The sequence below is a fragment of the Geobacillus stearothermophilus ATCC 12980 genome (assembly GCF_030369615.1).
GTDB lineage: Bacteria > Bacillota > Bacilli > Bacillales > Anoxybacillaceae > Geobacillus > Geobacillus stearothermophilus.
The window spans coordinates 140,940-154,305 of the sequence record NZ_CP128494.1 but is presented as its reverse complement, the minus strand read 5'-3'; the positions used below and the strand labels follow the sequence as shown (position 1 = coordinate 154,305).

The window sequence follows — 13,366 nt, the reverse complement described above, 5'->3', positions numbered from 1 at the left end:
CTAGCGTCGGCTCGCCGCCGCTCGGGGTCAAATAACCTTCGCCTTCCGGGTGCAAGCACCCTTGCAGGCGAAGAACATTTGCCCATCGCGGCGACCCGCGAGCCTCCGCTTTTCCGGTTATCTAGTTTTCAAGGAACGATTTTTGTCATTGAGAGAACATGACTCGCTCCCTCAAAACTGAACGAAACAGAAGCGCTGTGTATCGACAGTTGGCCATTGCGGCCTCCACTTTTCGTCTTGTCTAGCTCCAGCGCCTGGCTCTCTTCTGCCAAATAACCTTCCCCTTCGGGGTGCCAGCACCCCTCCGGGTGAAGAACATTTGGCTTCGAGAGCCGAACGCGGCGCTTCCGCTTTTCGTCCTTAGAAAGGAGGTGATCCAGCCGCACCTTCCGGTACGGCTACCTTGTTACGACTTCACCCCAATCACTTGCCCCACCTTCGGCGGCTGGCTCCCGTAAGGGTTACCTCACCGACTTCGGGTGTTGCAAGCTCTCGTGGTGTGACGGGCGGTGTGTACAAGGCCCGGGAACGTATTCACCGCGGCATGCTGATCCGCGATTACTAGCGATTCCGGCTTCATGCAGGCGAGTTGCAGCCTGCAATCCGAACTGAGAGCGGCTTTTTGGGATTCGCTCCCCCTCGCGGGTTCGCAGCCCTTTGTACCGCCCATTGTAGCACGTGTGTAGCCCAGGTCATAAGGGGCATGATGATTTGACGTCATCCCCACCTTCCTCCGACTTGTCGCCGGCAGTCCCTCTAGAGTGCCCAACCGAATGCTGGCAACTAGAGGCGAGGGTTGCGCTCGTTGCGGGACTTAACCCAACATCTCACGACACGAGCTGACGACAACCATGCACCACCTGTCACCCTGTCCCCCCGAAGGGGGAACGCCCAATCTCTTGGGTTGTCAGGGGATGTCAAGACCTGGTAAGGTTCTTCGCGTTGCTTCGAATTAAACCACATGCTCCACCGCTTGTGCGGGCCCCCGTCAATTCCTTTGAGTTTCAGCCTTGCGGCCGTACTCCCCAGGCGGAGTGCTTATCGCGTTAGCTGCAGCACTAAAGGGTGTGACCCCTCTAACACTTAGCACTCATCGTTTACGGCGTGGACTACCAGGGTATCTAATCCTGTTTGCTCCCCACGCTTTCGCGCCTCAGCGTCAGGTGCAGGCCAGAGAGCCGCCTTCGCCACTGGTGTTCCTCCACATCTCTACGCATTTCACCGCTACACGTGGAATTCCGCTCTCCTCTCCTGCCCTCAAGTCCCCCAGTTTCCAATGACCCTCCACGGTTGAGCCGTGGGCTTTCACATCAGACTTAAGAGACCGCCTGCGCGCGCTTTACGCCCAATAATTCCGGACAACGCTCGCCCCCTACGTATTACCGCGGCTGCTGGCACGTAGTTAGCCGGGGCTTTCTCGTGAGGTACCGTCACCGCGCCGCCCTCTTCGAACGGCGCTCCTTCGTCCCTCACAACAGAGCTTTACGACCCGAAGGCCTTCTTCGCTCACGCGGCGTCGCTCCGTCAGGCTTTCGCCCATTGCGGAAGATTCCCTACTGCTGCCTCCCGTAGGAGTCTGGGCCGTGTCTCAGTCCCAGTGTGGCCGGTCACCCTCTCAGGCCGGCTACGCATCGTCGCCTTGGTGAGCCGTTACCTCACCAACTAGCTAATGCGCCGCGGGCCCATCCGCAAGTGACAGCCCAAAGGCCGCCTTTCAACCGAAGACCATGCGGTCTTCGGTGTTATCCGGTATTAGCTCCGGTTTCCCGGAGTTATCCCGGTCTTGCGGGCAGGTTGCCCACGTGTTACTCACCCGTCCGCCGCTGACCGAATCAAGGCAAGCCCCAATCCGGTCCGCTCGACTTGCATGTATTAGGCACGCCGCCAGCGTTCGTCCTGAGCCAGGATCAAACTCTCCAAAGAAAGTTGATTGGCTTTTGCTTCGGCCCATGCGGACCTCTGCTTTTCGTATTGTCCAGCTTCGGTCCGCCGCCGCTCGGGGTCAAATAACCTTCACCTTCCGGGTGCAAGCACCCTTGCAGGCGAAGAACATTTACCCGTCGCGGCGACCCGCGAACCTCCGCTTTTCGTCGCGCTTCGTTTCGTTCAGTTTTCAAGGAACGCTGTAAATTGTCCTTTGTAAACAGCTCTTTTATATTATCATAACACTTTTTTGATGTCAACCACTTTTTTGCTTCGCTGTTGCCAAGCTGCTTTTCCGAACAGCGACGTTTAAAAATATACCACTTTACCTCCAAAAATGCAAGATAATATTTTTAGGAAGTTTGCGGATCCCAATCCATGTTTATCCCCACCCCCGCTTTTGCCTACTCTGGCGCCAAGGAGTGGCAATTATGTTTCATAACCGCCATAGACCGCCGCATAAGATGTACATAGGACAACTGTTTAGGGAGGGATGGAAGCCATGTTTTACGCACTAAATGGGCGGACATTGAAAAAAGCTCTCATTATTATTTGTTCTGCTTTTTTCACTGCGTTCATCCTATACGCTTATGAAATGAACCGACCCGTGTTTTCGCTTTCCTCTGGGCCTAAGGCCGTGTACAAGGTGGACAATGACCGCGATGAGGTGGCATTGACGTTTGACATTAGCTGGGGGGATGAGAACGCGGAAAAAATTTTGGACGTATTGAAGCAACACGGGATTAAAAACGCAACCTTTTTTTTATCAGCCTCATGGGCTGAACGCCATCCGTCCGTCGTAAAGCGGATCAAAGAGGAAGGGCATGAAATCGGCAGCATGGGGTATAATTTTGTCAATTATGCAGAACTCGAGAACGCTAAAATCCGCCAAGATTTAATGATGGCGGCGAAAGTGTTCGACATGTTAGGTGTGAAAAACGTCGAGTTGCTGCGCCCCCCGGGAGGGAATTTTAACAAAAAGGTGCTAAAACTTGCGGAGTCTCTCGGCTATACGGTTGTGCATTGGAGCGTTGACTCGAAGGACTGGCTGAATCCCGGCACAGAGCAAATTGTCGCCAACGTTACAAGCGATTTGGAGCCGGGCGATATTGTGCTCCTTCACGCGTCCGACTCGGCCAAACAAACGGCAAAGGCGCTGCCGAAAATTATTGCAGCCATGAAAGAAAACGGCTATAAAAACGCCAGCCTCTCTGAGCTGCTGGCCAACGGTGAAGCAGAAAGCAAAGGGATCGACTAAAAAGGGCGGGAGGCGGGTTTTCGCCTAAAAGCCGCCAGCCTTCCCTCAAGACTTTAGCATGGCCGTTGCAGTTGGATGATATCCTGATCATGTTTCCTTTTAGAATGAGCGGCCCGACAAAAAAGAACAGGCGGCGCTTTACGCGGACGATCCTGCGCCGCCTGTCAATTTATGCAGTATAAGAAGTTGATATGCATTGCATACTAATAACGGAATCAGCATCAAATATAACCAGTCTCGGTCATTGATGCGCAAAACGGGAAACCATTCAATCACCGTTACCACGACCATAAAGAACAGCGCCGGGACGAATGCCCCTTTGTTCGTCTGCGCGCTTTTTATGTAGGCAACGGCTAAGCCAACCGCCAAAATAAACAAGGCGGTCAATACATACGGGATGATCGAATCGCCTTTATCCGCAAACACCATGTAGCGGAAATAGACTAGATCGAACAGCACGAATATGATCAAAACAAGCTGGACAGCGTTCCAGAGGGAACGGAACATGCCAAGTCCGAACCGATGGACGGTCAAATAGGCAAAAAAGCCCGCCTGGCTGATGACGCTGAAAATAAAGCCGACGCCGACATGCCAAAGCAATACGGCAAGAAATTCAATGACCTCGAAACGTACAAGGAGATGTCCAAACTCTTTCCAATTCAAAACTATCCCGACGGCTGCTGTCGCGATTCCGCCGATCAGCAGCGTGGTCAAAAATAAACGCACCCATTTGCGGCTGTTCACAGCTTCATCCTCCATCGTTCCAGCATAACCCGCTTACCATTTTACCAGCGCCCTTGTGAAAAAGCCAGCTCCGATCTTCCCCATGTATATTTTTTTCGCCAACATTCATATTAAGGGTGAGGGATTTTTGCAGAAAGGAGCTCACTTTCATGAACAAATGCCTACCGCTCCTCTTGCTCAGTTTTCTCGTTCTTGGTTCCTGTGCCCCTCAAGAAACCAGCCCCCCTCCCCCGGATTATGACGAAACGAAAAAGATGGTTGTTGACATTTTAAAAACCGACGAGGGGAAAAAGGCGATTCAAGATATTATGTCGGAAGATCAGATGAAGCAGCAACTAGTCATAGATCAAAAAGCTGTAAAAGAAACGCTGCAACAAATGCTGACATCCGATCAAGGAAAAAAGTTCTGGGAAAGTGCGTTAAAAGACCCGAAATTCGCTGAAAGTTTTGCCAAAGGGCTGCAAGCAGAACATGAAAAAATGATGAAGGCGCTCATGAAAGATCCCGATTACCAGGCGCTGATGATCGATATTTTAAAAGATCCAGAAATGGAAAAAGCCATGGTCGATGTCTTAAAAAGCAAAGAGTTCCGCCAGCATTTGCAAAAGGTGATCACGGAAACGTTGAACAGCCCGCTGTATCAGGCGAAAATTCAAGATATGTTGATGAAAGCAGCTGAAAAGGTTCAGCAAGGCGGAGAAAAACAAGAAGAAGGCGAAGGGGAAGGGGGAGAGTGAGAAGAAAGCACCGGCAACCAACAAGGCGGAGGAGATTAATCAAGCAAAAAGCGTCCGTGCGCTGAAAACCGCCAACACTCTAATCGGCGGTTTCTCGGCATCGGACGCTTTTTGTGAAACCGATTAATATTTTGCAACGATTTTGCGGGCGATATCCATATAAATTTTCCCGATCGGATGATCTTCTGCGTAAACGGACGGAGCGAAGTCGTCGTCGTTCCAATCCGGCTGCTGAAGCGGCAGCTGCCCTAACAGCTCGGTTTGCAGCTCTTTGGCCAGCTTTGGCCAGCTTTTCTCCGCCACCCTTGCCGAAGACATACTCCCGCTCTCCTGTTTTCCGGCTCTCGTAGTACGACATATTTTCGATCACGCCGATAATTTCATGTTCGGTGCGCAGCGCCATTGCCCCAGCGCGGGCAGCGACAAACGCGGCGGTCGGGTGCGGAGTGGTGACGATAATTTCTTTGCATGACGGCAAAAGCGTGTGCACGTCTAACGCGACATCGCCGGTGCCTGGAGGCAAGTCGAGCAGCAAGTAATCCAAGTCGCCCCACTCAACTTCTTTGAAGAAGTTGTTCAGCATTTTTCCAAGCATCGGGCCGCGCCAAATGACCGGAGCGTTGCCCTCGACGAAAAAGGCCATCGAAATGACTTTCACCCCAAACCGCTCGACGGGGATGATTTTATCGCCCCGCACTGTCGGACGCTGAGTAATTCCCATCATGTCTGGAACGCTAAACCCATAAATATCGGCGTCGATCAACCCGACTTTTTTGCCAAGCCGGGCGAGCGCGACCGCTAAGTTGACGGAAACCGTTGATTTTCCGACGCCGCCCTTGCCGCTGGCGATGGCGATATACGTCGTTTTTTGTGGATTGTCGCTGTATTTCTCAACCACTTCGCGCGGCAGTTCGGCAAACCGCAAGCCGACGGATGCAGCGCCAGCCTCTTTCAGCTGCTGGACGATCGCCGTTTGCACGCGCAGTTGGTCAGGCGTGCCGGTTTTGGCAAGCGCGATCTTTACGCTGACATGGTTTTTCTCTTCCTTAATTTTAACTTCTTGAATGGCGTTTGTTTCCTTAAAGGTCTTGTTTAAAAACGGGTCTTTCATGTTTTCAAGAACGGCTCGCACTTCGTTTTCCGTCAGCATCGTATTCACCAACCCTTTTTCAAATCAATAGTTCCCTTATATATTTACTATACCATAAACCGCCAGATGGCTTCCATTTCGGCCCCCTGCCTGTCCCGGCTTTTCGACATTCGTTACATTGAGTGTTCTTTTCAGATGTATGAATGGCGATGGCGCGCTTTTGGACGGGGGAGAACGGTTCTCTCGCCTTGGCCGTTCTTCCCCGCTTGGAAGCAGGGCCTTTCCCGCTTCGGGACGATAAAAAACCTCGCTATTCGCGAGGGGTAGGTTCGTTCGAAAAGTAACGCAGCACTCCTTTGTAAATCGAGGCGGCGAGTTTCGTCTGGTAATGGTCAGAGGCGAGCAGCTCCCGCTCGTCCGGATTCGATAAAAATCCAACTTCAACGAGCGCTCCGGGCTTTTTGGCATGCTTTAGCAAATAAACGGTATCAATCATTTTCGCTACCCGGTGGGTGTTTTCCAAGTTGCGCCGCAACTCGGCTTGGATGAATTTGGCGAGCCGCTCGTTTTCGATGAGCGAGCCGTAATAAAACGTCTGTGCCCCCCGCCAGTGCGGGGATGGAATGGCATTGAGGTGAATGCTGATAAACAAATCCGCATCGGAATGGTTAATGAATGATGTTCGTTCGTGCAAATCTTCCGTTTTCCGCCGGCTGTAGCCGCGCGTGGACGGGCTGGCCAAATCGCGGTCTGTCTCCCGCGTCATCAGAACGAGCGCTCCTTGTTGCTGCAAGTAGTCCCGCAATTTTTTCGCGACGTTGAGCGCGATTTCTTTTTCCAGCACCTCGCCGCCGACCGCCCCGCCATCCGGCCCGCCATGGCCGGGGTCTAGGACGATAATTCGCCCGGACAATGGGAGATTCCACGGTTTTGTTGAGGTCAGATCAGAAAATAAAGACGGAAATAACAAAATTCCCGCAATGGCAGCCGCGGTAAAGGCGACAAGCCACTTCCATTTTTCTTTCATCGTTTCTCCTCCCGCACGTTTCCCTTCTCTATCTTATATGGGACAAGGGGCGGGAATAGAACTTATTCAGTGAAGTTTTAGGCGGCGCCGTTTTTTTCCCCGTTCAAACCCTTCGGTCCACCAGCCGACGATATATTGCTCGCAGGCGTAATAGAGCGACTGGCCGAGCAGATCGTCGTCGATGTTGCCCCAAAAGCAGAGAAAATCAAAAAGTGTGTCAATTAAATATTTCTCCTCTTGCGCGCAACGTCGGCGCACGCTGTCCACAGACTCCCCATAATAGCCGAACCGGCTGTAATGGGCGCCGAGCAAATACGCTTCAATGGCCAGGTCAATGCAGCCTTCCTCAACAGTAGATGGGAAAATCCGGTACATTTGATAGAAAGGGGCAAAATGTTCCAACACTTTGGCCCGCAATTTCTCCAGCGACAACTCCCGCAGCATTTTCCGCTCATAGCGGAGCTGCTTTTCCTGCCTTTTTTCCGCGAATGAAGTGATGACTGTCATCGTGTTTCACGCTCCTTTACGATGTAGTGTTTAACGATCAAACGCAAACATGCGCGCGGGCCAAAGGCAGAAATAAGCAAAAAACCCAGCCAAACTGGCTGGGTTGGACAACACGGTTAACGTTTCGAGAACTGCGGAGCGCGGCGGGCGCCTTTGAGCCCGTATTTTTTCCGCTCTTTGACGCGGGCATCGCGCGTCAGCAAGCCAGCGCGCTTCAATACGGTTCGGAATTCCGGATCGACTTGAAGCAACGCGCGGGCGATGCCGTGGCGAATGGCGCCCGCTTGGCCGGCAAATCCGCCGCCGTGAACGTTCACCAACACGTCGTAGCTGCCGAGCGTTTCTGTCAGTACAAGCGGTTGCTTTACCATTTCGATAAGCGCTTCTGTCGGAATATATTCACGAATGTCTTGTTTGTTGACGATGATGCGTCCATCGCCCGGGACGAGGCGGACGCGAGCAACCGAGCTTTTGCGACGACCTGTACCGTAATATTGTACTTGTGCCAAAATAAATACCCTCCCTTGTCAATTATCCGCGAAGTTCGTATACTTCCGGTTTTTGCGCTTGATGCGGGTGTTCGCTTCCGCGGTAAACATGCAGTTTTTTGAACATTTGACGGCCAAGGCTGCCTTTTGGAAGCATGCCGCGCACCGCCCGTTCAATCATTTTTTCCGGATAATTCGTGCGCATTTCGAGCGCCGTTCTCACTTTCAAACCGCCTGGATATAAGCTGTGGCGATAGTACAATTTTTTCGTTAACTTTTTCCCTGTCAGTTCCACTTTGTCAGCATTGATGACGATCACATGATCCCCGCAGTCAACGTGCGGAGTGAATGTCGGTTTATGTTTGCCGCGCAACAGCGCTGCGACTTCGCTGGCCAGACGACCCAACGTTTTGCCGGCTGCGTCGACAACGTACCATTTACGCTCTACTTCATTCGGTTTCGCCATATAAGTCGTACGCAATGTAGTTCCCTCCTAAAAAGAAAAATGAACAAGTAAAGTTGTTTATTTCAACACGATTGCTGTCCGGGGCTAATCGTGGAAAATACATGCCATATGATATAATAGCTTGCCGGAACGCCAATGTCAAGAAGATGTTACACGGGGACTCGTTGTCTTCACTTATGGCGCCCCGGTTTTTTGTCATCTAAAAGCGTGAGACGACTTTCGAACACGGTGTTCACCACCGGTCAACTGACGGCGAAAAACTCATCATCATAGTACACCCGCCATAAATACAATCCTTCAGCCGGCGCCGTCGGGCCAGCGAGTCTCCGGTCTTTGGCTGCAAGCAATGCTGCAATGTCTGCCGGGGACCGCCTCCCTTGGCCAATTTCAAGCACTGTGCCGACGATGATGCGCACCATGTTGTACAAAAAGCCGCTGCCGATGAACCGGAATTCCATCATCGAACCGTCGGTTTCCACCTCTGCCTGGTAAATGGTGCGTATGCGATCCTCCATTTCCGTTTTGGCGGAGCAGAAGCTCGTAAAGTCATGCGTCCCGATCAGTTGGCGAAGCGCTTCATCCATGGCGCCGATATGCAGCGGGTATGGATGCCAAGCGCAGTAATGGCGGCGAAAGACGTCGCGGTCGGCGGCAGTCCACACTTTGTAGCGGTACTCTTTTGCCTTGGCCGAAAAGCGGGCATGAAAGGTGCTGTCTGCCTCCTCTGCCGAACGAACGGCGATATCGTCCGGAAGCTGGGCGTTTAACGCTCTTTTCCACTGTTCAGGAGAAAGCACAAGCGCCGTATCGAAGTGGATGACTTGCCCATAGGCGTGAACCCCGGCATCCGTCCTCCCGGAAGCCGTTACACGCACGGCTTTCCCTTTATGCATCCGTTTGAGCACTTCCTCAATCTCGCCTTGCACCGTCCGTTTTCCCGGCTGAATTTGATAACCGGAAAAATGGGTGCCGTCATACGCTACCACGCATTTGATCCGTCTCGTCATGGTCTTCCTCCGCTATGAGCGTAATAAAAAGAGCAACAGCGCCAGCAGGGCCGTAGCGGCTAACAACACGGTGTCTGCCGGCTTCCAAGCAAGCTGGCGGAGTTTCGTCCGCCCTTCGCCGCCGCGGTAGCCGCGCGCTTCCATCGCCGTCGCCAGCTCATCCGCCCGCTTGAACGAACTGATAAACAGCGGCACAAGAAGCGAGACGATCGCCTTCATCCGCTCAGAGAACCGGCCGCCGGAAAAGTCGACGCCGCGGGCGGCTTGCGCTTTCATAATTTTTTCTGTTTCTTCCATTAAAGTTGGAATGAAGCGGAGCGAAATCGCCATCATTAAGGCGAGCTCATGAACCGGCACGCGCCATTTTTTCAATGGACTAAGCAAGCTTTCGACGCCATCGGTCACTTCAATCGGCGTTGTCGTCAGCGTCAGCATCGTCGTTATGAGCACAAGGAGCAAAAATCGCATGGAAATAAAAATTCCTTGCCGAATGCCGCCTTCGTAAACGGACAGCGCGCCAATCCGGTAGAGGACATCCCCTTCTTTCGTCATCAATACATGCAATAACAACGTAAACAACACGACCCATAAAATCGGCTTTAAACCGCGCAAAATGAAAGAAAACGGGATGCGCGACAGGGCTGCAAAAGCAAACGTAAACAACGACAGCACCGCATACGTCACTGCATTATTCGCCAAAAAAACGATGAAAACATAGGCGAATACGATCAGCAGCTTCGCCCGCGGATCTAAGCGGTGAATGAGCGAATGGCCGGGCACGTATTGGCCGATAATGAAATGATTAGTCATGAATGCTCACCCTAGAAAACAGTTGCTGGATGGCCTCCACCGTCTGTTCGATCGTCAAACACGGAGAGGGAATGGCGACCCCAAACCGCGCTTCCAGCTCCCGCTTCAACTTGACCGTCTCCGGTACGCTAAGGCCAATGGCGGCAAGCCGATCGGCATCGCGGAACACCTCTTCCGGCGCTCCCTGCCCCCACACCGTCCCTTCATGCATGACGATGATTTGGTCGGCATAACGGGCGGCATCTTCCATACTATGAGTCACGAGCACCGTTGTTAACCGTTTTTCGCAATGAAGACGGTAAAACATCTCCATAATCTCTTTCCGCCCGCGTGGGTCCAGCCCAGCGGTCGGTTCATCAAGCACCAGCACTTCCGGTTCAAGCGCCAGCACGCCGGCAATGGCGACGCGCCGCATTTGCCCGCCGCTTAAATCGAACGGCGATTTGGCCAACACATCCTCGCTGAGCCCGACTAGTTTGATAAGCTCTCGCGCTTTCCGTTTCGCCTCTTCTTCGGAAACGCCGAAATTAAGCGGGCCAAAACAAATATCCTTCTCGACCGTTTCCTCAAACAACTGGTGTTCCGGAAATTGGAACACAATCCCAACCTTTTTGCGCAGCGGTTTGAGCTGCTTCGGCCGCTTGTCGCCGGTGATGATCTCATCGCCGATTTTTATCGTGCCGCTTGTCGGTTGCAGCAAGCCGTTTAAGTGTTGAAGGAGCGTCGATTTGCCCGAACCGGTGTGGCCAACGATGGCGACGTATGCCCCGCTGGGAATCGACACATTCACATTATACAGCGCCCGGCGGGCGAGCGGCGAACGGGCATTGTATACATGTTCTACTTTTTCGAATACAATGTCCATAGCTCTTCGACCAACTCCTCCGTCGTCAAGTGTGCGGAACGAAGCGGAATGCCTTGTTCCCGCAAACGGCTGCCCATTTTCACGGCAAACGGCAAATCAAGGCCGATGCGCTCGAGCTTGCCCCCAAGCCGAAAGATTTGCTCCGGCGTTCCTTCCGCCATGACCTCACCTTTGTTCATCACGATGATGCGGTCGGCTTTCGCCGCTTCCTCCAAATCGTGCGTGATCGACAATACTGTAATGCGCTGTTGCCGGTTCAAGCGGCGAACCGTCTCGAGCACCTCTTCCCTTCCCCGCGGGTCGAGCATCGATGTCGCTTCATCCAAAATGATCATATCAGGGTGAAGCGCCAAAATGCCGGCGATAGCGACACGCTGCTTTTGCCCGCCGGAAAGCCGGTGCGGCTCGTGTTCGAGGAACGCCTCCATATGCACCAGGCGGATGGCTTCACGGATGCGCTCAATCATTTCATCGCGCGGAACACCATTATTTTCAAGGGCAAAGGCGATATCATCCTCGACAGTTGTCCCGACAAATTGGTTATCTGGATTTTGAAACACCATGCCGACGCGCCGGCGCACCTCCCAGACAGTCGTTTCATCGAGAGGGCGCCCAAACAGGCGAATGACGCCCCGCTCCGGCCGAAGCAAACCGATTAACAGCCGGGCAATGGTCGACTTGCCGGATCCGTTATGGCCGACAATCGCCAGCCACTCCCCGCGTCCGGCCTGGAAGCTCACGTTTTGCACTGCATACTCCGATTGGTTCGGATAACGGAAATACACTCCTTCGATCGAAAGGATCGGTTCGGCCATGATTGTTTCTCCTCGCCTTGGCACGTTTCCAGCCGTGCCTTGCTAAATGATGGTAAACAAAAAAAGGGCATAGATCCAGTTCAAACGAAACTGTCTCGCCCTTGTTGAAATGAAACCGTTACACGAGCTCAATAATGACCATCGGCGCCCCGTCTCCGCGGCGAGGACCAAGTTTCATAATGCGCGTATAGCCGCCTTGGCGGTCTTGGTAGCGCGGCGCAATGTCACTGAACAGCTTTTGCAGTGCATCTTGGCCGGTTTCACTGTTGGCGACTTCCTTGCGGATAAATGCCGCTGCTTGACGACGGGCATGCAAATCGCCGCGTTTACCGAGCGTGATCATTTTTTCGATAACCGCGCGCAATTCTTTTGCTCGCGCTTCCGTCGTTTCGATGCGTTCATTGATGATTAAATCTGTCGCTAAATCGCGAAGCAATGCTTTCCGTTGAGAAGTCGTGCGTCCTAGTTTTCTGTACGACATCAAATGTCCCTCCCTTTTAAAATGATGTGTTCCTCATTGCTGTCGTAGTCGATCGGCGCTTAACGCCAAATCTATGGCCAACGCGCATGTCCGCCCCACCGGGCGGGGCTGGCGCTTAATCGTCTTTACGGAGGCTAAGCCCCAGTTCCGCTAACTTCGCTTTCACTTCTTCGAGCGATTTGCGGCCGAGGTTGCGCACTTTCATCATATCCTCTTCCGTTTTTTGCGTCAGCTCCTGAACGGTGTTAATGCCGGCACGCTTCAAGCAGTTGTAGGAACGGACAGACAGATCGAGCTCCTCGATCGTCATTTCCAGCACTTTTTCTTTTTGATCGTCCTCTTTCTCTACCATGATTTCAGCATTTTGCGCTTCATCCGTCAAGCCGACAAAAATGTTCAAGTGCTCGGTTAAAATTTTCGCCCCAAGGGAAATGGCTTCTTTCGGCCCGATGCTCCCATCGGTCCAAACGTCGATCGTCAATTTGTCATAGTCGGTCACTTGGCCGACCCGTGTATTTTCGACCTGATAGGAAACACGGGAGACCGGCGTATAGATGGAGTCGATCGGAATCACGCCGATGGGCTGGTCCTCGCGCTTGTTCTCCTCGGCCGGGACATACCCACGTCCCCGTCTGGCGGTCATGCGCATGCGCAGGCGACCACCTTCCGCCAGCGTAGCAATATGAAGGTCCGGGTTTAAAATTTCTACATCGCTGTCGTGAGTAATATCGGCAGCCGTGACAACTCCTTCACCCTGCACATCAATTTCCAACGTTTTCTCTTCATCTGAATAAATCTTCAACGCCAATTTTTTGATATTCAAGATGATGGCTGTCACATCCTCGACGACGCCGTCAATCGTTGAAAACTCGTGCAGTACACCGTCGATTTGCACCGATGTCACAGCCGCACCAGGGAGTGAAGACAATAGGATACGACGTAAGGAGTTCCCTAAAGTTGTACCATATCCACGCTCAAGCGGTTCGACGACGAATTTGCCGTATTTGGCATCTTCGCTCAGTTCGACCGTTTCAATTTTCGGCTTTTCAATTTCAATCATCGATTATTATACCCTCCTTCAAAACGTCGAGACCCCGACCAAACGGTACACGCCTAACAACATTCCCCCATGAATCTCTCTTTACGCT

13 protein-coding genes, 1 rRNA gene and 1 pseudogene are annotated in these 13,366 nt (G+C 52.6%); 2 read left to right on the top strand and 13 right to left on the bottom strand.

The features are described 5' to 3' along the window. Positions 1–364: 364 nt before the first annotated feature. A 16S ribosomal RNA gene (locus tag QSJ10_RS00860) occupies positions 365–1,923 on the bottom strand. Positions 1,924–2,425: 502 nt separating this feature from the next. Between QSJ10_RS00860 and pdaB the strand changes: the two genes are divergently transcribed. After that, positions 2,426–3,181, top strand: a complete 756-nt coding sequence (gene pdaB / locus QSJ10_RS00855; protein WP_033017270.1) for a polysaccharide deacetylase family sporulation protein PdaB — start codon at positions 2,426–2,428, stop codon at positions 3,179–3,181. A gap of 138 nt (positions 3,182–3,319) precedes the next feature. Here pdaB and QSJ10_RS00850 read toward each other — a convergent pair whose 3' ends face one another. Further along, complete coding sequence (locus QSJ10_RS00850; protein WP_033017271.1) at positions 3,320–3,925, bottom strand: KinB-signaling pathway activation protein; 606 nt, start codon at positions 3,923–3,925, stop codon at positions 3,320–3,322. 149 nt (positions 3,926–4,074) lie between these two features. On the opposite strand from QSJ10_RS00850, the gene gerD reads away from it, so the two are divergent. Continuing rightward, entirely contained in the window at positions 4,075–4,662 is a 588-nt protein-coding gene (gerD, locus tag QSJ10_RS00845; protein WP_033017230.1) for a spore germination lipoprotein GerD, read from the top strand. Positions 4,663–4,785: 123 nt separating this feature from the next. Here the strand turns inward: gerD and QSJ10_RS00840 are convergent. The 11 genes and pseudogenes from QSJ10_RS00840 to QSJ10_RS00790 form a co-directional block, all read right to left on the bottom strand. Further along, positions 4,786–5,812: pseudogene (locus QSJ10_RS00840) on the bottom strand (Mrp/NBP35 family ATP-binding protein). A gap of 250 nt (positions 5,813–6,062) precedes the next feature. Continuing rightward, positions 6,063–6,779, bottom strand: a complete 717-nt coding sequence (cwlD, locus tag QSJ10_RS00835; protein ID WP_033017232.1) for an N-acetylmuramoyl-L-alanine amidase CwlD — start codon at positions 6,777–6,779, stop codon at positions 6,063–6,065. Positions 6,780–6,845: 66 nt separating this feature from the next. Continuing rightward, positions 6,846–7,286 (bottom strand): YbaK family protein, encoded by a 441-nt coding sequence (locus QSJ10_RS00830; RefSeq protein WP_033008700.1) that lies wholly within the window; start codon positions 7,284–7,286, stop codon positions 6,846–6,848. Between the two features lie 116 nt (positions 7,287–7,402). Next, positions 7,403–7,795 (bottom strand): 30S ribosomal protein S9, encoded by a 393-nt coding sequence (gene rpsI / locus QSJ10_RS00825; protein ID WP_033008697.1) that lies wholly within the window; start codon positions 7,793–7,795, stop codon positions 7,403–7,405. 22 nt (positions 7,796–7,817) lie between these two features. Continuing rightward, complete coding sequence (gene rplM / locus QSJ10_RS00820; RefSeq protein WP_033017233.1) at positions 7,818–8,255, bottom strand: 50S ribosomal protein L13; 438 nt, start codon at positions 8,253–8,255, stop codon at positions 7,818–7,820. 227 nt (positions 8,256–8,482) lie between these two features. Further along, the gene (gene truA, locus QSJ10_RS00815; protein WP_033008695.1) at positions 8,483–9,247 is read right to left on the bottom strand and encodes a tRNA pseudouridine(38-40) synthase TruA; all 765 of its coding nucleotides are present in this window, start codon (positions 9,245–9,247) and stop codon (positions 8,483–8,485) included. 12 nt (positions 9,248–9,259) lie between these two features. Next, on the bottom strand, positions 9,260–10,057 hold the full coding sequence (locus QSJ10_RS00810) for an energy-coupling factor transporter transmembrane component T family protein (RefSeq protein WP_033017235.1): 798 nt from the start codon (positions 10,055–10,057) through the stop codon (positions 9,260–9,262). Continuing rightward, entirely contained in the window at positions 10,050–10,922 is an 873-nt protein-coding gene (locus tag QSJ10_RS00805) for an energy-coupling factor ABC transporter ATP-binding protein (protein WP_033008692.1), read from the bottom strand. The genes QSJ10_RS00810 and QSJ10_RS00805 overlap by 8 nt, the downstream gene beginning before the upstream one ends. Then, a complete protein-coding gene (locus tag QSJ10_RS00800; RefSeq protein ID WP_033017236.1) occupies positions 10,898–11,737 on the bottom strand; it encodes an energy-coupling factor ABC transporter ATP-binding protein in 840 nt (279 codons plus the stop codon). Before QSJ10_RS00800 ends, QSJ10_RS00805 begins: the two co-directional genes overlap by 25 nt. A gap of 118 nt (positions 11,738–11,855) precedes the next feature. Continuing rightward, positions 11,856–12,218, bottom strand: a complete 363-nt coding sequence (gene rplQ, locus QSJ10_RS00795; RefSeq protein ID WP_033017237.1) for a 50S ribosomal protein L17 — start codon at positions 12,216–12,218, stop codon at positions 11,856–11,858. A gap of 115 nt (positions 12,219–12,333) precedes the next feature. Continuing rightward, entirely contained in the window at positions 12,334–13,278 is a 945-nt protein-coding gene (locus tag QSJ10_RS00790) for a DNA-directed RNA polymerase subunit alpha (RefSeq protein ID WP_033017238.1), read from the bottom strand. Positions 13,279–13,366: the final 88 nt, after the last annotated feature.

Bases quoted from the DNA above. Each gene is read 5' to 3' on its own strand.
- rplQ (WP_033017237.1), bottom strand. From the start codon at position 12,218: ATGTCGTACAGAAAACTAGGACGCACGACTTCTCAACGGAAAGCATTG.
- pdaB (WP_033017270.1), top strand. From the start codon at position 2,426: ATGTTTTACGCACTAAATGGGCGGACATTGAAAAAAGCTCTCATTATT.
- QSJ10_RS00805 (WP_033008692.1), bottom strand. From the start codon at position 10,922: ATGGACATTGTATTCGAAAAAGTAGAACATGTATACAATGCCCGTTCG.
- cwlD (WP_033017232.1), bottom strand. From the start codon at position 6,779: ATGAAAGAAAAATGGAAGTGGCTTGTCGCCTTTACCGCGGCTGCCATT.
- gerD (WP_033017230.1), top strand. From the start codon at position 4,075: ATGAACAAATGCCTACCGCTCCTCTTGCTCAGTTTTCTCGTTCTTGGT.
- QSJ10_RS00800 (WP_033017236.1), bottom strand. From the start codon at position 11,737: ATGGCCGAACCGATCCTTTCGATCGAAGGAGTGTATTTCCGTTATCCG.
- QSJ10_RS00830 (WP_033008700.1), bottom strand. From the start codon at position 7,286: ATGACAGTCATCACTTCATTCGCGGAAAAAAGGCAGGAAAAGCAGCTC.
- QSJ10_RS00790 (WP_033017238.1), bottom strand. From the start codon at position 13,278: ATGATTGAAATTGAAAAGCCGAAAATTGAAACGGTCGAACTGAGCGAA.
- truA (WP_033008695.1), bottom strand. From the start codon at position 9,247: ATGACGAGACGGATCAAATGCGTGGTAGCGTATGACGGCACCCATTTT.
- QSJ10_RS00810 (WP_033017235.1), bottom strand. From the start codon at position 10,057: ATGACTAATCATTTCATTATCGGCCAATACGTGCCCGGCCATTCGCTC.